The organism is Hymenobacter jeongseonensis (genome assembly GCF_015694725.1).
GTDB lineage: Bacteria > Bacteroidota > Bacteroidia > Cytophagales > Hymenobacteraceae > Hymenobacter > Hymenobacter jeongseonensis.
Genome location: NZ_JADQDQ010000002.1, coordinates 748,172 through 768,118 on the forward strand (window position 1 = coordinate 748,172; position 19,947 = coordinate 768,118).

Consider the following 19,947-nt stretch of genomic DNA (forward strand, 5'->3'; position numbering starts at 1 on the left):
TTTCTAAATGAACCACTTTGAGCCGCCCATGCACTGGGCCGACCACGAGGACATTGCCATGGCCCTCTACGAGAAGTTTGGCAATGACTTCACCGAAGCCAAAATCTACCGCATCCGCTTCACCGATTTGATTGAATGGGTCTTGACCCTCAATAATTTCGACGGCACCCGCGAGCAGGCCACCGAAGGCCACCTGGAGCAAATTCAGGCCAAGTGGGTGTACGAGTGGCGCGATAACCAATAACAGCCGGGCTTATGGGAACGGGCAGCCAACCCGCCGTTGATTTCCCGCGTAAGCTGCATCTGAATTGGATTATTAACCATTTCAGGCATTCCTGCAGCCTTTACCCGGGCAGTTTCCCATCTTTCCATTTTTGTTTTTTTGCATGAAAACCGGCATCATTAAATTTTTCAACGAAGCCAAAGGCTACGGCTTCGTGACCGACGACCAAACGAAGGAAGACTTCTTCGTGCACGTAACCGGCCTCAACGGGGCCACCGTGCAACAAAACGACCGGGTGGAATTCGAAACACAGGAAGGCCGCAAAGGAATCAACGCCGTCAACGTGCGCAAAGTCTAAGCAAACCCAACACCATGGGGCAACCCGCAGAAAGCTTCTCCCCCTCGGAGAAGCTTTTTTTGTGGTCCGCCTCCCGGCAGCCCGTCTCTTTAGCCGACCTTTGCCCTTCGCCCAGTCCCCATGCCGTCCCTCCCGCCCAAGCTGCCCATCCCCGTGCCCCCGCCCCCGGTGGAAGGCCTTGGCACGGCTTTGCCCACGCTGGTGCGCTGGCCCAACTTGCTTATTATGCTGCTGTGTCTCATGCTGGTACGGGCGGGACTGCTGCTGCCCGAGCTGCCGCTGACCACGGCGCTGCTCAACCCGCGTTTTGCGGTGCTGGCGCTGGCGGCGCTGCTGGTGGCAGCCGGCGGCTACATCATCAACGACTATTACGACGTCAAAATTGACGCCATCAACCGGCCCGACCGGCTGGTGATTGGCCGCGTGGTGAACCGCCGCAAGGCCATGCTGGCCCACCTGCTGCTGAGCGGCGCGGGCGTGCTGCTGGCGGGCGGGCTGCATCTGGTGCTGGGCGCCGTGACGCTGGGCACGGCGCTGCTGCTGTGGGGCTACTCGGCCCGGTTCAAGCGGGTGGCCTTGGTGGGCAACGTGAGCATTGCCACGCTCACAGCGGCGCTGGTGCTATTGCCCGAGCTGCAGCTGCAGCTCGAGCGCAACGAGAGCAACAGCGTGGTGTGGCCTTATGCCCTGGCCGCGTTTCTGCTCACCATTGTGCGCGAGATTGTGAAAGACGTGGAGGACATGCGCGGCGATGCCCAGCACGGCTGCCGCACGCTGCCCTTGGTAGTAGGCGTGGCCCGCACCAAGTGGGTGGCCGGAACTTTCCTGGCCTGCCTGGCCCTGCTAACCTTGGGGGCCACGGGCCGGTTGTTTGTGAGCGGGTACTGGCCGCTGGGCACGTGGCTGGTGCTGCTGGTGCTGCTGCCCATAGCCCAGCTAGCCCGCCTGCTACTCCGCGCCGACCGCCGCCGTCACTTCGAGGAGCTGAGTGCCTGGTGCAAGGGCATCATGCTGGCGGGCGTGCTCAGCATGGCGCTGGCAGGCAGCGTGGGATAGTTTTTTACCAATAATGACCGTTATGCTGAGCCTGTCGAAGCATTTCTGCCGATTCGTTGAGTCAACAATAATTACTCTCGTGGTAGAGATGCTTCGGCTGCACTCAGCATGACATTCTAAAGGATTAAATATTAACTGCGAACTACTGAATGAAATACCGCCACCTCTTCTTCGACCTTGACCACACGCTGTGGGACTTTGAGAAAAACGCCGACGAAACGTTGCGCACGCTTTATGACCGCCACGATTTTGCGCGTTTCGGCACCTTCACGGTCGAGGAATTTATCGGCGTGTACAGTGATGTTAACCACGCGTTGTGGCGCTTGTACCAAAGCAATAAAATCTCGCAAAAGCAATTGCGCGAAATTCGTTTCACCCGCACTTTGACAAAGCTGGGCGTGCAGGAAGCGGATATTCCGACCACAATTTCGGCCGAGTTCACGGATATTCTGCCCCGGAAATCCGCCGTATTTCCTTACACCCACGAGGTGCTGGACTACCTGAAGCTGAACTACCGCCTGCACCTCATCACCAACGGTTTCAACGACATTCAGGGCATCAAGCTGGCTTCGTCGAACCTGACGCATTATTTCGAGGAAGTTATTACCTCGGAGCACAGCGGCCACCTCAAGCCCGACCCGCGCATGTTTCAGCACGCGCTGGAGCGCACCGGTGCCACCGCCGCTGAAAGCCTGATGATAGGCGACAACCTGGAATGCGACGTGCTGGGTGCCTACAACGCCGGCATCGACCAAGTGTATTTCAACCCCGATAAACGCCGGCACTTCAACCAAATCACACACGAAATCAGCTGCCTGAGCGAATTGAAGGATATTTTGTAAGAAATAAAACTGTCATGCAGAAAGGCCGTCATGCAGAGCACAGCGAAGCATCTTGCATGCAATCAGTAATTAGTGGTGGCACGCGAGATGCTTCGCTGCGCGCTGCATGACGGGTTTATTGTATACACCTCATTATGATACATCTCATTGGCATGTCGGGCCGCCGGGGCAGCGGCAAAGACACCGTGGCGCGCCTGCTTCAACAGTTGCAGCCCGTACGCATCTGGCAAATTCGCTCGTTTGGCGATTCCATTAAGTCCGTTTGCGCGGCCCTGACGGGCGAAGACGTGGCGCCTTACTATACCCAAAAAGGCAAGGCCCAACTGGTACCCACATTCCATCGCACCCGGGGCGAAATGCTGCAGCAAGTAGGCCAGGCGCTGCGCATATGGGAACCGCTGGTGTGGGTCGATGCCTTTTTTGCTGCCCTGCCGCATGATGCCTGCGTGCTGGTGCCCGATGTGCGCTTCGCCAACGAAGCCGACCCCATCCGGGCCCGTGGCGGCCTGATGGTTCGCATCGAAGGCGACCCGCTGAAACAGCGCGGCGACGGCACCCGTGACGACGACCACCCCAGCGAAACCGCTATGGACGATTATCAACACTTCGACTTCACCATTTACAACACCGGCTCCTTCAAAGACTTGGAGTTGCAAGTGAAAGAGCTGGTGAAGCGGCTATAGACCAACGTTAAGTCAATAAACTCATGCTTATTCCTATCAAAGTCTGGAACAGAATAGACATGCTTCAGCAGCCTATCGCAGTCGAAATCACTAGTGAAGACAGCAGGTGGAGAAGATGGGTATCCATTCATTATGACCTCAACAGAAAACCCCATTTAACTTATCCTCAGCATTTATACTGTGTCATTGACACAAAATTTGACACCGAATTATTAAAAATCCACGCTCAGTTTGGGGACGAGGATTTAGCAATTCTAAATGAGTCACGGTACTACGCCAGCGACTTGGCTCAGCTATATGCAATACTGCTTGACTTGAAAATATCTCCTGAATCATTCGATGCTCCCTGGCACGTAAGGCACCCATTATTATAGCTGATGCCTTCCCTTCCTACCTTTGCCCGCCCACTCAAAACTACTGCAAACACCTAACCCGAAACTTATGGCCAACGCCTTTTTCAACGTCCCCGTCCCGATTAACGAACCTGTCAAAGGCTACGCGCCCGGCTCGAAAGAAAAGCTGGAATTGCAGCAGCAGCTCAAGAGCCTGCGGCAGCTGGAGCTGGACATTCCGATGTACATCGGCGGGAAGGAAGTACGCACGGGCAAGTTGGAGCGCATTGCCCCGCCCCACGACCACCAGCGCACGCTGGGCCACTTCCACGCCGGCGATGCCAGCCACGTGAAACTGGCCATTGAGGCCGCCCTGGCGGCCCGCACCGCGTGGTCGGAATTGCCCTGGGAGCACCGCGCTGCCGTGTTCTTGAAAGCGGCTGATTTGCTGGCCGGCCCGTACCGCGCCCGCATCAACGCGGCCACCATGCTGGGCCAGAGCAAGAATGCGTTTCAGGCCGAAATCGACGCCGCTTGCGAGCTGATTGACTTCTTCCGCTTCAACGTGTACTACATGCAGGAAATCTACAAGCAGCAGCCCGAGAGCCTGCCCGGCATGTGGAACCGCGTGGAGCACCGCGCCCTGGAAGGCTTCGTATTTGCCCTCACGCCGTTCAACTTCACGTCCATTGCCGGCAACCTGCCTTCGTCGGCGGCCATGATGGGCAACGTTATTGTCTGGAAGCCCGCCAACACCCAGATTTACTCGGCCCAGGTGCTGATGGAGCTATTTAAAGAAGCCGGCGTGCCCGACGGCGTGATTAACCTCGTGTACGTGGACGGCCCCACGGCTGGCGACGTCATTTTTTCGCACCGCGACTTTGCCGGCATCCACTTCACCGGTTCTACCGGCGTGTTCCAGAACATCTGGAAGACCATCGGCCAGAACATTGCCAGCTACAAATCCTACCCGCGCATCGTGGGCGAAACCGGCGGCAAAGACTTCATTCTCGCTCACCATTCGGCGCATCCCAAGGCCGTGGCCGTGGCCATGTCGCGTGGTGCCTTCGAGTATCAGGGCCAGAAATGCTCGGCCGCGTCGCGCGTGTACTTGCCCTCCAACACGGCCCAGGAAATCCTCGGGTACGTGAAGGAAGACCTTGCCTCCTTCAAAATGGGCGACGTGGAAGACTTCGGCAACTTCATCAACGCCGTTATCACCGAAGCGTCGTTCGATAAGCTGGCCAAGTACATCGACGGCGCCAAGGCCGACCCAAATGCCGAAATCATCGCCGGGGGCAATTACGACAAGTCGAAAGGCTACTTCATCGAGCCCACCGTCATCCTCGCCAAAGACCCGAAATACGTGACCATGTGCGAGGAGCTATTCGGCCCCGTACTCACGGTGCACGTCTACGACGCCGACAAGTTTGAAGAGACGCTCGAGTTGGTGGACTCCACTTCGCCCTACGCCCTCACCGGTGCCGTGTTTGCCCAAGACCGGTACGCCATCGACTTGGCGTCGAACCGCTTGATGAACGCCGCCGGCAACTTCTACATCAACGACAAGCCTACCGGCGCCGTGGTGGGCCAGCAGCCCTTCGGCGGCGCCCGCGCCTCCGGCACCAACGACAAAGCCGGCTCGCAGCTCAACCTCATTCGCTGGGTGTCGCCCCGTGCCATCAAGGAAACCTTCGTGCCGGTCACGGACTACCGCTACCCCTTCCTGGGCTCGGAGCCAGCCGAGGACTTGAACCGCGACAAGGGCTTGTAAGCACTTGTTGTTAATCATAATCAAAAAGCGCCGCTCTCAGCAATGGGAGCGGCGCTTTTTGATTTTAAGTTAAGCTGCTTTCAAGGGAACGCAATGCCTACTCCGGCGCTAATTCATGGACCTTGTGTCGTTCTCCAGCTTTGATTGGATGGCCCGAATTTCCTCGCTGTCGAGGGGTTTGTGAATCAAGCCCGCAACCAGGTCGTAGTGCTTCGATTTTTCCAGGTCAGTCAGTGCGAGTGAGGACGTGAGGATGTAGATTTGGCAGTTGCCGCGCAGCTGCTCCTCGTAGGGGGCCAAGGCATCCAGAAACTCCCACCCGTCCATGACGGGCATGTTCAAATCCAGAAACACCACTTGCGGTGGCGCGCCCTTGTCCTCCGTCACCAGCGTGTCCAGGGCCTGCTCGGCCGAAAGGAACGTGCAGATGCAATCCGAAAAGCCTTGGCTCCGCAACAATTGCTCGGTGAGGTAAATCGCGAGGTTGTCGTCGTCAATCAGGTAGGTTTTCATCCGCACGGCTCCTAAAATAGAGTATAAATTCGGTTCCCTTGTTTACCTCGCTTCGAACGGAAATTTGCCCGCCCATCGCCTCCATGTGGGCTTTCACCAAGTATAGCCCGATGCCCCGCCCGGCTTTGCCCCCGTGGAAGCGTCGGTACAGCCGGAATATTTCATCGCCAACTTTCTCCTGGTCGAATCCCAAGCCATTGTCCCGGCAGGTAATGACGACATCGGCTTTAGGCCCGACAACCGCGCTAACGTCCATCAGCAGGCTCCGCTCATCCGACCGGTACTTGATGGCGTTCGAAATCAGATTGTGGAAGATGCTATGAAAATAGGCCTTGCTGCCCGGCAGGCGCAAGGTTTCGGGAATGGTGCTGATGAACTGGCCGCCACTGGCCCGCAACGCCCCCTCCAGTTCCAGCAGGGCTTGCTGGCACACGGCGGCCACAGGCACCGGCTCGGGCCGGTAGTCGTGCTGCTCGTCCCGCAGCGTCAGGATGTCGTTCACGTCAACCAGCACCTGGTCGAGTTGCTCGAGGCTGATGCGCAGCTTTTGCACCGATTGGTCGAACACCTCCGAGTGCTTGTCGATGCGGGAAAGCAGGTCGCTAAATCCCAAGGCATTGGCCAGCGGAGCCCGCAGGTTGTGCGAGATGATGTAAGCAAACTGCTGCAAGTCTGCGTTTTGCTGAAACAGTTTTTCCGTCAGCAAGCGCTGCCGTTCCTCGGCCTGCTTGCGGGGCGTAATGTCCTGCATTGCCCCAATCATCCGCACGGCCCGGCCCTCGGCGTCCCGCACCATGTAGCCCCGGTCGACGACAAAAGCCCAAGAGCCATCGGCCCGCTGGTACCGGTATTCTTCCTCCAAAAACGAGTCGGTGGTTTTGAATACCGCCCGATGCAGGCTCGCTACCACCCGCGAATTATCCTCCAAATGCACGTAGTCGGCCCATTGGCTGAAGGGAACCGGGTTTTGGGCCAGCTGATGGCCGAACAACTCTTCAAATCCCTCTCCCCAAAAGATGGTGTCGCCGGCGATGTTCCAGTCGTAAATGGCGTCGGTGGTGGCTTTTAGGGCGTACGCAAACCGCTCGTTGCTCAGGCGCAACGCTTCTTCCACCTGCTTTTCTTTGGTCAGGTCGTGCACCACGCCCACCAACTGGCGGCAGCGCCCGGTTTCGTCGCACACGGGCGTCACACTCACTTCGCCCGTTACCCGGCCGGTCGGATAATCCGACACTTCCTCCCACACCACGCGCTCCAGCGTGGCAACGGCTTGCTGGTATTTCGTCAGCACCAAACTCAGCGACGGTTCGGGAATTACCTCGTCTACATAGCTGCCCGCTACTTTTTCAGCCGGCACCCCAGTTGTGCGTTCAAAAGCTTTGTTCGCAAAAACGAAGCGGTACCGGCCGTCGTCCTCCACACTCAGCACGAACGTCACATCGGCAATGGTGTCGAAGATGACAGAAAGCTGATGTTCCCGCTCTAACAAAGCACTATCAGTCAGATATTTTGGATTTTCGCGATGAGGCATGGGCTTGGCATTCTCTACAGGCGTTGCGCATAGCTAAGCAGTCATGCCCTCCGGCTTCCTGACAAAAGAAAACATATTCTCACTAATGTTACGTCAGCCAGACCAAGAAACCTAAACCACAGACGTGGGCGCTAGCTTGAGGTTTTCTTGAATAGGCCCCAGTGTCCGCATCAAACCTCAGCCGCATTCTTGTCTGCTTGGCGCAGGATACGCCGGCAAAGAACCGATGCAGCCGAATGGCGCGGTTTCACTTATTGGTTATACCTGAACCTTAACATTGCGCCCCAAACCCGTGGGCGCTACCTTTGCCCTTCAGCGCCTGTTGGTGCTGCTACGCTCTAATCTGACTGCTATGTTATTAGTCCTGCCAGCTGCCAATTATCAGCCTTCCGATTACCTCCCCATTCTCATTCAATTCGGTTTGGCGTTGGCTTTCGTGGCCTTCGCCATGATTGTTTCCCACCTCGTGGGCCCCAAGCGCAACAGCACCGTGAAGGACGCTTCCTTCGAATGCGGCATCGAATCGGTGGGCAACGCCCGCACCCCGATTTCGGTGAAATACTTCCTCACGGCCATCGTATTCGTGTTGTTTGACGTCGAAGTCATCTTCATGTACCCCTGGGCTGTGAATTTTCGGGCCTTGGGCAACGACGGTTTCATTGCCATGATTCTGTTCATGTTTTTCCTGCTAGCGGGCTTCGCTTACATCATCAAAAAGGGCATTCTGCGCTGGAACGAAGCCTAATCTGCCCAAACTTTTGCGGTACCGGTGGTGTTCGCAATCAGGCCGTTTGGCCGTCCAATCTGACTTTTCGACTCTATGGATACCCGCGTTCCAGAAATTAAAACGGTTGAGGCCCCCGAGGGCGTTGAAGGCGCTGGCTTCTTTGCCACCTCGCTGGAAAAGGTCGTAGGCATTGCCCGCGCCAACTCGCTTTGGCCCCTGCCCTTCGCCACGTCCTGCTGCGGCATCGAGTTCATGGCCACCATGGGCTCGCACTACGACATCTCGCGTTTCGGCTCCGAGCGGCCCAGCTTCTCGCCCCGCCAAGCCGATTTGCTCATGGTAATGGGTACCATCGCCAAGAAAATGGCGCCCATTGTGAAGCAGGTGTACGAGCAAATGGCTGAGCCCCGCTGGGTGCTGGCCATGGGTGCCTGCGCCTGCTCGGGCGGCATTTTCGACTCGTACTCGGTGCTGCAAGGCATCGACCGCATTATCCCGGTCGACGTGTACGTGCCCGGCTGCCCGCCCCGCCCCGAGCAGGTGCTCGACGGCCTGATGCGCGTGCAGGACCTGGCCAAGAACGAATCCTTCCGCCGTCGCAACGCGCCTGAATACCAGGCGTTGCTGGCGTCGTACAACATTAAGTAATCTGCATCAGGTAGCTGGCAGTCGGATAGAAAGGCCGCCTTTTTCCGACTGCTGGCTAATACCAACCCCGAATGAATCCTCAGGAATCTGCCGCCGCCCCCGAAGTCGCTGTTGCCGAAGACCCGATAAAGGTCCAGAATGCGCGAGTGCTGGCTTTGCTGCACCAGTTGTTTGGCGAGGCCGCCTTTACCGATGTGGAGGAGCCTTACGGCCTGCTCACGGCCACGACCACGCGGGAGCGCATCCACGCAGTTATTGCCGGCTTGCAGCAGGACCAGGAGTTGAAGTTTCACTTCCTGACCACGTTGTGCGGCATCAACTACCCCGAGAATGAGGGGAAGGAACTGGGCGTTATCTACCACCTGCACAGCCTGACGCAGAACATCCGGCTGCGCCTGAAAATCTTCTTCCCCGTGGCCGACCCCACGGTGCCGACCATCACGGACATCTACAACGCCGCCAACTGGCTGGAGCGCGAGACGTTCGACTTCTACGGCGTCATCTTCACCGGTCACCCCAATCTCATTCGCATCCTCAACGTGGAGGACATGGACTACCACCCGATGCGGAAAGAATACCCGCTCGAAGACGGTACCCGCGAAGACAAAACCGACCTGTTTTTCGGCCGATAGGCCCCTGATAATCATATCATGGCAGTAAACGACGCCCTGGCAGGCACCCACAAAATCATCGAAGAGGCCGCTGCTCAGCGCCACGGCCAGCTTATGCCCCTGCTCAACGATTTCAGCCAGGAGCTGACGACGCTGAACCTAGGCCCGACGCACCCGGCCACGCACGGCATTTTCCAGAACATCCTGCAAATGGATGGCGAGCGGATTGTGTCGGGCGTGCCCACCATCGGCTACATCCACCGCGCCTTTGAGAAGATTGCCGAGCGCCGGCCTTTCTACCAAATTACGACGCTGACCGACCGGATGAACTACTGTTCGTCGCCCATCAACAACCTGGGCTGGCACATGACGGTGGAGAAGCTACTCGGCGTGACCGTGCCTAAGCGGGCACAATACATCCGCGTGATTATGATGGAGTTGGCCCGCATTGCCGACCACCTTATCTGCAACTCGATTCTGGGCGTGGACACGGGTGCTTTCACCGGTTTCCTCTACGTGTTCCAGGAGCGCGAGAAGATTTACGAAATATACGAGGAGGTGTGCGGCGCCCGCCTCACCACCAACATGGGCCGCGTGGGCGGCATGGAGCGCGACCTCTCCCCCGCTGCCCTCGACAAGCTCCGCGCCTGGCTGAAAAGCTTCCCGGCCGTGATGAAGGAGTTTGAGGCCATGTTCAACCGCAACCGCATTTTCATGGACCGCGTGGTGAACGTGGGCCCGATTTCGGCGGAAAAAGCGTTGAACTACGGCTTCACCGGCCCCAACCTGCGGGCCGCCGGCGTCGACTACGATGTGCGCGCCATGAACCCTTACTCCTCCTATGAGGACTTCGAGTTCGACATTCCGGTGGGCACCAACGGCGATACTTACGACCGTTTCATTGTGCGCAACGAGGAAATATGGCAGAGCCTGCGCATCATCAATCAAGCCGTAGATAAGTTGCCTGACGGCCCCTACCACGCCGACGCGCCGCACTACTACCTGCCCACCAAGCCGGAAGTGTACAAGAACATGGAGGCGCTGATTTACCACTTCAAAATCGTGATGGGCGAAATCGACGCCCCCGTTGGCGAGGTGTACCACGCGGTGGAAGGCGGCAACGGCGAGTTGGGCTTCTACCTGATTTCGGATGGTGGCCGCACGCCTTACCGCCTGCACTTCCGCCGGCCCTGCTTCATCTATTACCAGGCTTATCCCGAAATGGCCGTGGGCACTACGCTCTCCGACGCCATTGTCATTCTCTCGTCCATGAACGTCATAGCCGGCGAGCTGGACGCCTAGTTTTTGCTACAGATTATGGAGCCGACCACCGCGCCCACCAAACCGCAATTTTCTCCCGCCGCTCAGGCGGAAATCAAGCGCCTGCTGTCGCACTACCCGGCCGACAAAAGCAAGTCTGCCCTACTGCCGATTCTGCACATTGCCCAAGCCGAGTTCGGTGGCTGGGTGAGCCCTGAAGTGCAGGACCTGGTAGCCGAAACGCTGAGCATCAAGCCGATTGAAGTGTACGAGGTGTCGTCGTTCTACACCATGTACAACCTCAAGCCGGTGGGCAAGCACGTGCTGGAAATCTGCCGCACCGGTCCCTGCATGCTGCGCGGCTCCGATGAATTGACCGCCAACTTGGAGCGCATCACCGGCGCCAAAGTGGGCGGCACTTCGCCCGACGGCAATTTCACCCTGAAAGAAGTAGAGTGCCTAGCCGCCTGCGGCTTCGCCCCCATCGTGCAGGTACGCGAGAAGTACTACGAGCAGCTCGACACGCCCGAAGCGGTGGATGCCATGCTCAACGAGCTGCGCGGGCAGATTCATCGGCCCATCCTATCGTGGGAAGAGAACAGCAGCCTGCCCAACTCCCTGAAAAACAACTAAAGGCTGGCCATCAGCACAACGCTTAATCTTATGGGCCGCAAGCTATTAACTGAACATATCAACGTTGAAGGCATCGAAACCTTCGACGTATACCGCAAGCACGGCGGCTACCGCTCCGTGGAAAAGGCGCTCAAAACCATGACGCCGGACGAAGTGGTGGAGGAAGTAAAGAAGTCGGGCCTGCGCGGCCGTGGCGGCGCGGGTTTCCCCGCCGGCATGAAGTGGAGCTTCCTGGCCAAGCCGGAAGGCGTGCCGCGCTACCTCGTCTGCAACGCCGACGAATCGGAGCCGGGTACCTTCAAGGACCGTCAGCTGATGTCGAAATTGCCCCACCTGCTCATTGAGGGCATGATTACGGGCAGCTACGCTTTGGGCGCGCGCACCAGCTACATCTACATCCGCGGCGAGTTGTTGTACGTGCTGCGCATTCTGGAAAAGGCCATTGCCGAAGCTTACGCGGCCGGTTTCCTGGGCGAGAACATCCTCGGTTCGGGCTACTCGCTCGATTTGCACGTGCACCCCGGTGCCGGCGCTTACATCTGCGGCGAAGAAACTGCCTTGCTGGAATCCCTGGAAGGCAAACGCGGTAACCCGCGCAACAAACCGCCATTCCCGGCTGTACAGGGCCTATACGCCCGCCCCACGGTAGTGAATAACGTGGAAACCATTGCGGCCGTGCCGGTTATTGTGAACGAGGGCGGCGACGAGTACGCCAAAATCGGCATCGGCAAAAGCACCGGCACCAAGCTCATCTCGGCCTGTGGCCATTTGAACAAGCCGGGCATCTACGAAATCGAATTGGGCCTGCCTGTTGAGGAATTCATCTACTCTGATGAGTACTGCGGCGGCATCTGGAAAGGCCGCGACCTGAAGGCCGTAGTGGCCGGCGGTTCGTCCGTGCCGATTCTGCCCAAGGAATTGATTCTGAAAACTGCTGCCGGCGAAAATCGTCTGATGACTTATGAGTCGTTGAGCGACGGTGGCTTCGTGACGGGCACCATGTTGGGCTCCGGCGGTTTCATTGCGATGGACGAAACCACGTGTATTGTAAAGAATACCTGGAACTTCAGCCGCTTTTACCATCACGAGTCGTGCGGGCAGTGCTCGCCCTGCCGCGAAGGCACTGGCTGGATGGAAAAGGTACTCCACCGCCTGGAGCACGGCCACGGCGCCATGCACGACATCGACCTACTCGTGAGCGTAGCCAAACAGATTGAAGGCAATACCATTTGCCCGCTGGGCGAAGCGGCGGCGTGGCCGGTGGCTGCGGCCGTGCGCCACTTCCGCGACGAGTTTGAATGGCACGTGAAGCATCCGAAAGAGGCCACGGCTCCTGGCGCAGTTTATCGCGGCGCGGCGGTACTCGCTTAAAAAAGACCGTCATGCAGAGCGCAGCGAAGCATCTCGCCCGCTTCGTTGAAAAAGAATTACTACCCCGAGCGCAATGCTTCGCTGCGCTCTGCATGACCGACAGAATTATAATCTGATAGACCAATGGCTAAAATAACGTTCGACGGCATTGAGGTGGAAGTTCCGGATGGAACAACCATCCTGAACGCGGCCCGCCAGATTGGCGGCGGCATCGTGCCGCCCGCCATGTGCTACTACACCCCGCTGAAGGGCACGGGCGGCAAATGCCGCGCCTGCCTGGTGCGCGTGGCGGCCGGCTCGGCCAAAGACCCGCGCCCCATGCCCAAGCTGGTGGCATCGTGCATCACCACGGTGCAAGACGGCATGGTGGTGGAAAACACAACTTCGCAGCAGGTTATGGATGTGCGCAAGGGCATCGTGGAGATGCTGCTCATCAACCACCCACTCGACTGCCCGGTGTGCGACCAGGCCGGCGAGTGCGACCTGCAGGACTTCGCCTTCGAGCACGGCGTGAGCACTACCCGGTACGAGGAAGAGCGCCGCACTTTCGAGAAAATCGACATCGGCCCGCTCATCCAGCTGCACATGACGCGCTGCATCTTGTGCTACCGTTGCGTGTACACCGCCGACCAGCTCACCCCCGAGCGCGTGCACGGTGTGTTGGGCCGCGGCGATGCCTCGGAAATCGGCACCTACATCGAAAACATCATCGATAACGAGTTCAGCGGCAACGTCATCGACGTGTGCCCGGTGGGCGCGCTGACCGATAAAACCTTCCGCTTCAAGCAACGCGTGTGGTTCACGAAACCCGTGAATGCCCACCGCGAGTGCGAAAACGAGAAGTGCTGCGGCAAAGTAACCCTCTGGTACAAAGGCAAGGACGTGCTCCGCGTGACGGCCCGCAAAGACCAGTACGGCGAAGTAAAAGAGTGGATTTGCAACACCTGCCGTTTCGACAAAAAGGAAACCTCGGATTGGGTGCTCGAGGGCCCGGCGCATATCAACCGCGCCTCAGTTATTTCGCAGAACCATTACGAATTGCCAGTGGTGAACCCGCAGGTAATTCTGGATCTGCCAGAAAGCACCACCCGCGAACTGGAACGCAACCCGCCCCTGCGCTTGGGCGGCATCAATGGATAGAACAGAACAACCAAAAGCACGTCATGCTGAGCGCAGCCGAAGCATCTCGCGTGTGGTAGTAAACCAATCGATTGAATTAGTTATGCAAGCGAGATGCTTCGGCTGCGCTCAGCATGACAAACGATTATAACACATGGATTTTCCACCCCTAGCCTGGCAAGGCCTCGTCGTTCTGGTAGTTTTCGGCGTTTCCCTGCTGATTGCCACGTATTCCACTTACGCCGAGCGCGTTATCGCCGCGTTTCTGCAGGACCGGGTGGGCCCGGACCGCGCCGGCCCTTTCGGCCTGCTGCAGCCACTGGCTGATGCTGTGAAGCTCTTCACCAAGGAAGAATTCTTCCCTGCCGGCGCTAACCGGGCGCTGTTCGTCTTCGGCCCTTGTCTGGCGATGGTCACGGCGCTGATGTCATCGGCCGTAATTCCGTTTGGCAACGTGCTGCAGTTCGGCGAGACTGCTATTCACCTGCAAGGCATTGAAATCAACGTCGGGATGCTTTATGTGTTCGGCATGGTGTCGCTGGGCGTGTACGGCATCATGATTGGCGGCTGGGCTTCGAACAACAAGTTCTCGCTGCTCGGCGCAATCCGCGCTGCTTCGCAAAACATCAGCTACGAAATCGCCATGGGCCTCGCCCTGATTGCCGTGTTGATGATGTCGGGTACGCTGTCGCTACGCGAAATCACCTTCCAGCAAGTTTCAGACGCCCCTTTTGTGTGGCAGGATATCTTCAACTGGAACGTGATGAAGCAGCCACTGGGCTTTATCATCTTCATCGTGTGTGCTTTTGCCGAAACCAATCGGACACCCTTCGACTTGCCCGAGTGCGAAACCGAACTGATTGGCGGCTACCACACCGAGTACAGCTCCATGAAAATGGGCCTATACCTTTTTGCCGAGTACATCAACGTGTTTGTAGCCTCGGCCGTGATGAGCGTGCTGTATTTCGGCGGTTTCAACTTTCCCTTCCAGGCTGAGCTGCGCAATTGGCTGGTGTCGTCGCAGGGCTTGGAGTTGGTGACGGCTCAGAACATCATCACCATTCTTGGTTTGGTGGGTTTGTTTGCCAAAATCTTCAGCTTCATCTTCTTCTTCATGTGGGTGCGCTGGACCTTGCCGCGCTTCCGCTACGACCAGCTGATGCGCCTGGGCTGGACCATTCTCATCCCCCTGGCCATCTTCAACATCATGCTGACGGGCGGCCTGATTACGTTCGGCGTAATTAAATAACGACTCATGGAATCCTTAAGCAAACGCGCCAAAGTTCTGACCAAAAAGCCAATGACCCTGGCCGAGCGGGCTTACCTGCCGGCTATTTTCCAGGGCTTGTCGATTACGATGCAGCACTTTTTTCGGGCTGCGACCAAGAAGCAAGTCACCATTCGCTACCCCGAAGAGACGCGCCCTTTCTCCCCCGTTTTCCGTGGCCTGCACGTGCTCAAGCGCGACGAAGCCGGCCGGGAGCGCTGCACCGCCTGCGGCCTCTGCGCCGTGGCCTGCCCCGCCGAAGCCATTACCATGGTGGCCGGCGAACGCAAAAAGGGCGAGGAAAACCTCTACCGCGAGGAAAAGTATGCCGTCAGTTACGAAATCAACATGTTGCGCTGCATCTTCTGTGGCCTGTGCGAAGAAGCCTGCCCGAAAGCCGCCGTGTACCTGCAAGCCGACAAAATGGCCCCACCGCGCTTCGAGCGCGACGAGTTCATCTACGGCAAAGACCGGCTGGTGGAGCCCGTTACGCCGGACAACCGCTCGAAGCGTGGCATCCAGCTCACCCCCGAGCAGGCCGATAAGCTGCGCTCGCAGTTGGCGTAACGGCTGTCACTAGGTCGTCATGCTGAGCGTAGCCGAAGCATCTCTACCGGGTGACTAATTCAATCGATACAACGAAGCGGTAGAGATGCTTCGACAAGCTCAGCATGACGTTCTTCTCTAACGTTCTTTATTAGTTCTAATGTCTCCTCTCTTTCTCTTTCTCTCGTTCGTGGCCCTGTTGAGTGCGCTGGGTGTGGTACTGGCCAAAAATCCGGTTCACAGCGTCCTGTTTCTCATCCTCACGTTCTTCACGCTTTCGGGCCATTACTTGCTGCTGAATGCGCAGTTTCTGGCGGCCGTGAACATCATCGTGTATGCCGGAGCCATCATGGTACTGTTCCTATTCGTGATTATGTTCCTGAATTTGAACGAAGAAACTGAGCCACACAAGCCGGCCCTGGCCAAGTTTGCAGCCGCCATCGCCGGTGGCTCCCTGCTGCTGATACTGGTGGCCGCAATGCGCAACGTGAATCCCGTTGGCTACGACCCCACCAGCTTTGATTCGCAAATCGGCATGGTCGACCGCTTGGGCTTGGTGCTGTTTCAGCAGTATGCGCTACCATTTGAGTTGGCTTCTATTCTGCTGCTAGCGGCAATGGTTGGCTCCGTAATGCTGGGCAAGCGCGAAACGGGCGAGCGGAACTTCTAATTACTGCTACTGCAGACCAAAACAAAGAGCCGCACCCAATGGGTGCGGCTCTTTGTTTTGGTCTGCAATTCCTGAAGCGTGATGAAATCGGTAATTATTGAATAAATAGTCTCGTCTCTACCGACGGCGACATAATTAATTATAGGAAGCGGCGGTATTTGGCGTATTGATTTGGGCGATAACCGTGGCGCGCACGGGCACAGAACGGTAGGTTGGCACTCGCAGCTTAAGCATCGACGAAGCCGTCAGTTGCACTTGCATGAGGGAAACGGCAAGGGCGGTCCAGAACAGGAAAACGGCGGCGAAGATGTACAGCTTAGACATATATGCGAGTGTTGAAATGCTTAATTCATTCAAACCTACTCGGCACGGACACAGTCGGATTTTCAACTGCGGTCAAATGAGGCTACTGTTCGTTCAAGGGCACTGATTGCCCGGTAAACGGTTCGTTTCGCGGTACCAATATTCGATGTTGCAGACATTCGCCTGTCGCATGTCTGCAACTGCGTGAGCTATATGACAAGACCAATAAAATCAACCCTTTTTATCATGTTTTGGCTATCCATAGCCATTAATATTGTAACCCAATTAGTTTTTCATCCTTCCATCCCAGGAGGAAATAATGCATTCTCGCTTGCAAGCGCACTCATTGGCCGAGCCGTTACCTACTTAATTCTTCCACTTATCGCGCTTGGTATTATGCGCTTGATATCATATTCCACAAGACATCCCATTAGGCAGGAAACACCGATTTTATGGATTGTCTGGACCATTTTTTTTGTAATAAGCACCCTGAGCTATTAGCAATCTAAGCTATCCGTCATGAATTAGAGGAAATAAAAAAGCGGCGACTGAAATATCAGTCGCCGCTTCTGTTTCTATACTTTTCACGTCTGGCCTGAGGCGCATTTTTTCAAATACACGCGAAGCGAACGAATATCGACATCCAACTCGTCAATCCAGATTTGTTCAATATCAATGTACGGATTGAATCGATTAACAATTGCCAGATGCTCTGTCACACCACCCCGAAATCCGATGCTTTGCTTCATTACCGCCATCACCCGTGTCCAAGGTAAATGGCCTGTTTTCACAGTCCAAATTCCCTGATAGCCGATTTTAAGTTGTGGGCTTTGGTCAAGGAGCATTTTTACAGCCCGCCAAAGCATAAAAAAACCGGCCGCCGAAATAAACAGAAAGACCCATGCCTGCCACCAGAAGGCTAAAACCAAGCTCCCAAATGACAGCGGTAATCCGAACACGAAATTGAATAGAATCGCACTTTGCGAATAGCCAATTTCGTATTCATAAGCAATCTGCTTTTTACTAAAACGAGGCTTTTTCTTCATTGGCTACTTTGCCACTACCGCCGTGGCGATGCTCAGTTCCTTGAGCTGCGCACCGGAAATCGGCGAGGGCGAATCAATCATTACATCGCGGCCCGAGTTGTTTTTGGGGAAGGCGATGAAGTCACGGATGGAATCAGCGCCGCCGAAGAGGCTGCAGAGGCGGTCGAAACCAAAGGCGATGCCGCCGTGGGGGGGCGCGCCGTACTCGAACGCGTCGAGCAGAAAGCCGAACTGGGCCTGGGCTTCTTCTGGGGTGAAGCCGAGCAGGCCGAACATGCGGGCCTGCACGGCGCGGTCGTGAATGCGGATGGAGCCGCCGCCCACTTCCACACCGTTTATCACGAGGTCGTAGGCGTTGGCGCGCACCTGGCCGATGGTATCGGGCGAGTTGAGCAGGGCCAGGTCTTCGGGCTTGGGCGAGGTGAAGGGGTGGTGCATGGCGAAGTAGCGGTTTTCCTCTTCGCTGTATTCGAGCAGGGGAAAATCGACCACCCAGAGGGGCGAGAAGTCTTCTTTATTGCGCAGGCCGAGGCGCTGGCCCATTTCGAGGCGCAACTCGCTCAGGGCTTTGCGGGCCTTGTTGGGCTCGCCGGCGATGATGAGCAGCAGGTCGCCGTCGTTGGCGTGGAAAGCGGCTTTCCAGCGCTGCAATTCTTCCTGCGAATAGAACTTATCTACCGACGACTTCACCACGCCGCCGGCTTCGACGCGAGCATAAATGAGGCCGGTAGCACCGATTTGGGGGCGCTTCACAAAATCGGTCAACTCGTCGAGCTGCTTGCGGGTGAAGTGAGCGCAGGTGGAAGCGTTGATGCCCACCACCAGGCCGGCGTTGTCAAACACGGGGAAACCCTGGCCTTTTACCACGTCGTTCAGCTCCACGAATTCCATGGCGAATCGCGTGTCCGGCTTGTCGTTGCCGAAGCGGCGCATGGCGTCGGCGTAGGTCATGCGGGGCACGGTGGGAAAATCCAGGCCTTTAATTTCCTTGAAGAGGTAGCGGGTAAGGCCTTCGAAGGTGTTCAGGATGTCTTCCTGGGTCACGAAGGCCATTTCGCAGTCAATCTGCGTGAATTCGGGCTGGCGGTCGGCGCGCAGGTCCTCGTCGCGGAAGCACTTCACAATCTGAAAATAGCGGTCGAAACCCGACACCATGAGCAGCTGCTTGAACGTTTGGGGCGACTGCGGCAGAGCGTAAAACTCACCGGGGTTCATGCGCGAGGGCACCACGAAGTCGCGCGCGCCTTCGGGCGTGGACTTGATGAGCACCGGCGTTTCGACTTCGATGAACTCCTGGCCATCCAAGTAGCGGCGCACGGCCTGGGCCATTTTGTGGCGCAGCATGAGGTTGTTGCGCACGGGGGTGCGGCGCAGGTCGAGGTAGCGGTACTTCATCCGCAGGTCGTCACCGCCGTCAGTTTCGTCTTCGATGAGGAAGGGCGGTAGCTTGGCGGGGTTGAGGATTTCCAGCGTCTCGGGCCGGATTTCGATGGCCCCGGTGGGGATTTTATCGTTTTTGGAGTAACGCTCGGCTACGGTGCCGGTCACGCTGAGCACGAATTCGCGGCCGAGATGGCGGGCGGTTTCGCGCACGTTTTCGGCTTCCACGCCTTCTTCCAGGGCAATTTGGGTGAGGCCGTACCGGTCGCGCAGGTCAATCCAAAGAATGGCGCCTTTGTCGCGGGTGCGCTGCACCCAGCCGCAAAGCGTGACGGTTTGACCAATGTGTTCGGGGCGGAGTTCGCCGCAGGTGTGGGTACGGAGCATGGCAATGGGGTTTTGGGCAAAGTTAGCCCCTCATTCCAAGAAGGCAATTCACCAATTAAACCCGCAACGGAGCGAACCAGCATTTTTGGTACGGGATATGCAAAGGCGGGTGGCAAGTGCGTTCATTTGTTTTCTCAAGCCTTTCCCAGTTCATGAAATTCCTCCCCTCCTTCGCACTCGCAGCCGCGCTGCTGTTTGCCGGCGCTGCCCAGGCGCAAACCAAAATCAAAACCAAAAGCAAGGCCGACGAGTCCGGCACCGTCGTCAAATCCAAAGGCTCGGCTGATGCCGTCACGCTCGATGGCCCCATCAAGCGCATCGAAACGCTGTCGGGCATCGACGTGTACCCTAAGCCGCAGTCAACCAGCATTTTGCTGAGCTTCACCCAGCAGTTTACCAAGCCCGGTACGCTGGTGATGACTGATTATAAGAACAAGGTCATTTACCAAACCGACCTCGACCCCGTTACCAACACCGGCGCCCCGGTGGACCTGGGTCGGATTCCGGCCGGCACTTATCTGGTAGAAGCTAAAACCGGCAATTACGTGTACTGGAAAAAAGTGCGGATTAAATACCCCACCGTGCGGCGGCGCTAGTTTTCCCGCTCTTCGCATGGCAGTGCCACGACTACAAAAGTCGTGGCACTACTTTTATCCCCGCATCGTTT

The 19,947-nt window shown here is 57.1% G+C and carries 22 protein-coding genes; 17 read left to right on the top strand and 5 right to left on the bottom strand.

The window, feature by feature from the left end; genetic code table 11:
• The first annotated feature begins 7 nt into the window (after positions 1 to 7).
• The 6 genes from iscX (at position 8) to pruA (ending at position 5,268) form a co-directional block, all read left to right on the top strand.
• Positions 8 to 244 carry a Fe-S cluster assembly protein IscX gene (gene iscX / locus I2I05_RS06715; RefSeq protein WP_196281445.1) on the top strand — a complete coding sequence of 79 codons (237 nt, stop codon included), beginning with the start codon at positions 8 to 10 and terminating at the stop codon, positions 242 to 244.
• Between the two features lie 142 nt (positions 245 to 386).
• Positions 387 to 581, top strand: coding sequence for a cold-shock protein (locus I2I05_RS06720; RefSeq protein ID WP_068188929.1), 195 nt, complete (start codon positions 387 to 389; stop codon positions 579 to 581).
• Positions 582 to 701: 120 nt separating this feature from the next.
• On the top strand, positions 702 to 1,637 hold the full coding sequence (locus I2I05_RS06725; RefSeq protein WP_196281446.1) for a geranylgeranylglycerol-phosphate geranylgeranyltransferase: 936 nt from the start codon (positions 702 to 704) through the stop codon (positions 1,635 to 1,637).
• Between the two features lie 149 nt (positions 1,638 to 1,786).
• The gene (locus I2I05_RS06730; RefSeq protein ID WP_196281447.1) at positions 1,787 to 2,479 is read left to right on the top strand and encodes a YjjG family noncanonical pyrimidine nucleotidase; all 693 of its coding nucleotides are present in this window, start codon (positions 1,787 to 1,789) and stop codon (positions 2,477 to 2,479) included.
• A gap of 134 nt (positions 2,480 to 2,613) precedes the next feature.
• Complete coding sequence (locus I2I05_RS06735) at positions 2,614 to 3,162, top strand: nucleoside/nucleotide kinase family protein (RefSeq protein ID WP_196281448.1); 549 nt, start codon at positions 2,614 to 2,616, stop codon at positions 3,160 to 3,162.
• Positions 3,163 to 3,603: 441 nt separating this feature from the next.
• Positions 3,604 to 5,268: an L-glutamate gamma-semialdehyde dehydrogenase gene (pruA, locus tag I2I05_RS06740; protein ID WP_196281449.1), complete on the top strand. Its 1,665-nt coding sequence runs from the start codon at positions 3,604 to 3,606 to the stop codon at positions 5,266 to 5,268.
• Positions 5,269 to 5,376: 108 nt separating this feature from the next.
• Here the strand turns inward: pruA and I2I05_RS06745 are convergent, their stop codons facing one another.
• A complete protein-coding gene (locus tag I2I05_RS06745; RefSeq protein WP_196281450.1) occupies positions 5,377 to 5,781 on the bottom strand; it encodes a response regulator in 405 nt (134 codons plus the stop codon).
• A complete protein-coding gene (locus tag I2I05_RS06750; RefSeq protein ID WP_196281451.1) occupies positions 5,762 to 7,312 on the bottom strand; it encodes a sensor histidine kinase in 1,551 nt (516 codons plus the stop codon). The genes I2I05_RS06745 and I2I05_RS06750 overlap by 20 nt, the downstream gene beginning before the upstream one ends.
• A 352-nt stretch (positions 7,313 to 7,664) precedes the next feature.
• Here I2I05_RS06750 and I2I05_RS06755 point away from each other — a divergent pair, with 352 nt between their 5' ends.
• The 10 genes from I2I05_RS06755 (at position 7,665) to I2I05_RS06800 (ending at position 16,164) form a co-directional block, all read left to right on the top strand.
• Positions 7,665 to 8,057, top strand: a complete 393-nt coding sequence (locus I2I05_RS06755) for an NADH-quinone oxidoreductase subunit A (protein ID WP_196281516.1) — start codon at positions 7,665 to 7,667, stop codon at positions 8,055 to 8,057.
• 75 nt (positions 8,058 to 8,132) lie between these two features.
• A complete protein-coding gene (locus I2I05_RS06760) occupies positions 8,133 to 8,687 on the top strand; it encodes an NADH-quinone oxidoreductase subunit B (RefSeq protein WP_092674994.1) in 555 nt (184 codons plus the stop codon).
• 71 nt (positions 8,688 to 8,758) lie between these two features.
• Entirely contained in the window at positions 8,759 to 9,319 is a 561-nt protein-coding gene (locus I2I05_RS06765) for an NADH-quinone oxidoreductase subunit C (protein ID WP_196281452.1), read from the top strand.
• Between the two features lie 93 nt (positions 9,320 to 9,412).
• On the top strand, positions 9,413 to 10,600 hold the full coding sequence (nuoD, locus tag I2I05_RS06770) for an NADH dehydrogenase (quinone) subunit D (RefSeq protein ID WP_230688207.1): 1,188 nt from the start codon (positions 9,413 to 9,415) through the stop codon (positions 10,598 to 10,600).
• Between the two features lie 15 nt (positions 10,601 to 10,615).
• Positions 10,616 to 11,191 (top strand): NADH-quinone oxidoreductase subunit NuoE family protein, encoded by a 576-nt coding sequence (locus I2I05_RS06775; protein WP_196281454.1) that lies wholly within the window; start codon positions 10,616 to 10,618, stop codon positions 11,189 to 11,191.
• A gap of 30 nt (positions 11,192 to 11,221) precedes the next feature.
• A complete protein-coding gene (gene nuoF, locus I2I05_RS06780) occupies positions 11,222 to 12,562 on the top strand; it encodes an NADH-quinone oxidoreductase subunit NuoF (RefSeq protein ID WP_196281455.1) in 1,341 nt (446 codons plus the stop codon).
• Between the two features lie 123 nt (positions 12,563 to 12,685).
• Positions 12,686 to 13,702, top strand: a complete 1,017-nt coding sequence (locus tag I2I05_RS06785) for a 2Fe-2S iron-sulfur cluster-binding protein (protein WP_196281456.1) — start codon at positions 12,686 to 12,688, stop codon at positions 13,700 to 13,702.
• Between the two features lie 133 nt (positions 13,703 to 13,835).
• Positions 13,836 to 14,930, top strand: coding sequence for an NADH-quinone oxidoreductase subunit NuoH (nuoH, locus tag I2I05_RS06790; RefSeq protein WP_196281457.1), 1,095 nt, complete (start codon positions 13,836 to 13,838; stop codon positions 14,928 to 14,930).
• Between the two features lie 6 nt (positions 14,931 to 14,936).
• Positions 14,937 to 15,515, top strand: coding sequence for a NuoI/complex I 23 kDa subunit family protein (locus I2I05_RS06795; RefSeq protein ID WP_196281458.1), 579 nt, complete (start codon positions 14,937 to 14,939; stop codon positions 15,513 to 15,515).
• Between the two features lie 139 nt (positions 15,516 to 15,654).
• Positions 15,655 to 16,164, top strand: a complete 510-nt coding sequence (locus tag I2I05_RS06800) for an NADH-quinone oxidoreductase subunit J family protein (protein WP_196281459.1) — start codon at positions 15,655 to 15,657, stop codon at positions 16,162 to 16,164.
• Positions 16,165 to 16,299: 135 nt separating this feature from the next.
• Here the strand turns inward: I2I05_RS06800 and I2I05_RS06805 are convergent, their stop codons facing one another.
• The 3 genes from I2I05_RS06805 to aspS form a co-directional block, all read right to left on the bottom strand.
• Positions 16,300 to 16,488: a hypothetical protein gene (locus I2I05_RS06805; RefSeq protein WP_196281460.1), complete on the bottom strand. Its 189-nt coding sequence runs from the start codon at positions 16,486 to 16,488 to the stop codon at positions 16,300 to 16,302.
• A gap of 563 nt (positions 16,489 to 17,051) precedes the next feature.
• On the bottom strand, positions 17,052 to 17,513 hold the full coding sequence (locus I2I05_RS06810) for a hypothetical protein (protein WP_196281461.1): 462 nt from the start codon (positions 17,511 to 17,513) through the stop codon (positions 17,052 to 17,054).
• A gap of 3 nt (positions 17,514 to 17,516) precedes the next feature.
• The gene (aspS, locus tag I2I05_RS06815) at positions 17,517 to 19,280 is read right to left on the bottom strand and encodes an aspartate--tRNA ligase (protein WP_196281462.1); all 1,764 of its coding nucleotides are present in this window, start codon (positions 19,278 to 19,280) and stop codon (positions 17,517 to 17,519) included.
• A 152-nt stretch (positions 19,281 to 19,432) separates the two neighbouring features.
• Here aspS and I2I05_RS06820 point away from each other — a divergent pair, with 152 nt between their 5' ends.
• Positions 19,433 to 19,876, top strand: coding sequence for a T9SS type A sorting domain-containing protein (locus I2I05_RS06820; RefSeq protein WP_196281463.1), 444 nt, complete (start codon positions 19,433 to 19,435; stop codon positions 19,874 to 19,876).
• The last annotated feature ends 71 nt before the right edge of the window (positions 19,877 to 19,947 follow it).

Excerpts from the sequence above, each read along its gene's own strand:
- I2I05_RS06720 (WP_068188929.1), top strand. The coding sequence starts at position 387 with ATGAAAACCGGCATCATTAAATTTTTCAACGAAGCCAAAGGCTACGGC.
- I2I05_RS06810 (WP_196281461.1), bottom strand. The coding sequence starts at position 17,513 with ATGAAGAAAAAGCCTCGTTTTAGTAAAAAGCAGATTGCTTATGAATAC.
- I2I05_RS06760 (WP_092674994.1), top strand. The coding sequence starts at position 8,133 with ATGGATACCCGCGTTCCAGAAATTAAAACGGTTGAGGCCCCCGAGGGC.
- I2I05_RS06800 (WP_196281459.1), top strand. The coding sequence starts at position 15,655 with ATGTCTCCTCTCTTTCTCTTTCTCTCGTTCGTGGCCCTGTTGAGTGCG.
- iscX (WP_196281445.1), top strand. The coding sequence starts at position 8 with ATGAACCACTTTGAGCCGCCCATGCACTGGGCCGACCACGAGGACATT.
- I2I05_RS06755 (WP_196281516.1), top strand. The coding sequence starts at position 7,665 with ATGTTATTAGTCCTGCCAGCTGCCAATTATCAGCCTTCCGATTACCTC.
- I2I05_RS06730 (WP_196281447.1), top strand. The coding sequence starts at position 1,787 with ATGAAATACCGCCACCTCTTCTTCGACCTTGACCACACGCTGTGGGAC.
- I2I05_RS06745 (WP_196281450.1), bottom strand. The coding sequence starts at position 5,781 with ATGAAAACCTACCTGATTGACGACGACAACCTCGCGATTTACCTCACC.
- nuoH (WP_196281457.1), top strand. The coding sequence starts at position 13,836 with ATGGATTTTCCACCCCTAGCCTGGCAAGGCCTCGTCGTTCTGGTAGTT.
- nuoF (WP_196281455.1), top strand. The coding sequence starts at position 11,222 with ATGGGCCGCAAGCTATTAACTGAACATATCAACGTTGAAGGCATCGAA.
- nuoD (WP_230688207.1), top strand. The coding sequence starts at position 9,413 with ATGCCCCTGCTCAACGATTTCAGCCAGGAGCTGACGACGCTGAACCTA.
- I2I05_RS06725 (WP_196281446.1), top strand. The coding sequence starts at position 702 with ATGCCGTCCCTCCCGCCCAAGCTGCCCATCCCCGTGCCCCCGCCCCCG.
- I2I05_RS06795 (WP_196281458.1), top strand. The coding sequence starts at position 14,937 with ATGGAATCCTTAAGCAAACGCGCCAAAGTTCTGACCAAAAAGCCAATG.
- I2I05_RS06785 (WP_196281456.1), top strand. The coding sequence starts at position 12,686 with ATGGCTAAAATAACGTTCGACGGCATTGAGGTGGAAGTTCCGGATGGA.
- I2I05_RS06750 (WP_196281451.1), bottom strand. The coding sequence starts at position 7,312 with ATGCCTCATCGCGAAAATCCAAAATATCTGACTGATAGTGCTTTGTTA.
- aspS (WP_196281462.1), bottom strand. The coding sequence starts at position 19,280 with ATGCTCCGTACCCACACCTGCGGCGAACTCCGCCCCGAACACATTGGT.
- I2I05_RS06765 (WP_196281452.1), top strand. The coding sequence starts at position 8,759 with ATGAATCCTCAGGAATCTGCCGCCGCCCCCGAAGTCGCTGTTGCCGAA.
- I2I05_RS06820 (WP_196281463.1), top strand. The coding sequence starts at position 19,433 with ATGAAATTCCTCCCCTCCTTCGCACTCGCAGCCGCGCTGCTGTTTGCC.
- I2I05_RS06775 (WP_196281454.1), top strand. The coding sequence starts at position 10,616 with ATGGAGCCGACCACCGCGCCCACCAAACCGCAATTTTCTCCCGCCGCT.
- I2I05_RS06735 (WP_196281448.1), top strand. The coding sequence starts at position 2,614 with ATGATACATCTCATTGGCATGTCGGGCCGCCGGGGCAGCGGCAAAGAC.
- I2I05_RS06805 (WP_196281460.1), bottom strand. The coding sequence starts at position 16,488 with ATGTCTAAGCTGTACATCTTCGCCGCCGTTTTCCTGTTCTGGACCGCC.
- pruA (WP_196281449.1), top strand. The coding sequence starts at position 3,604 with ATGGCCAACGCCTTTTTCAACGTCCCCGTCCCGATTAACGAACCTGTC.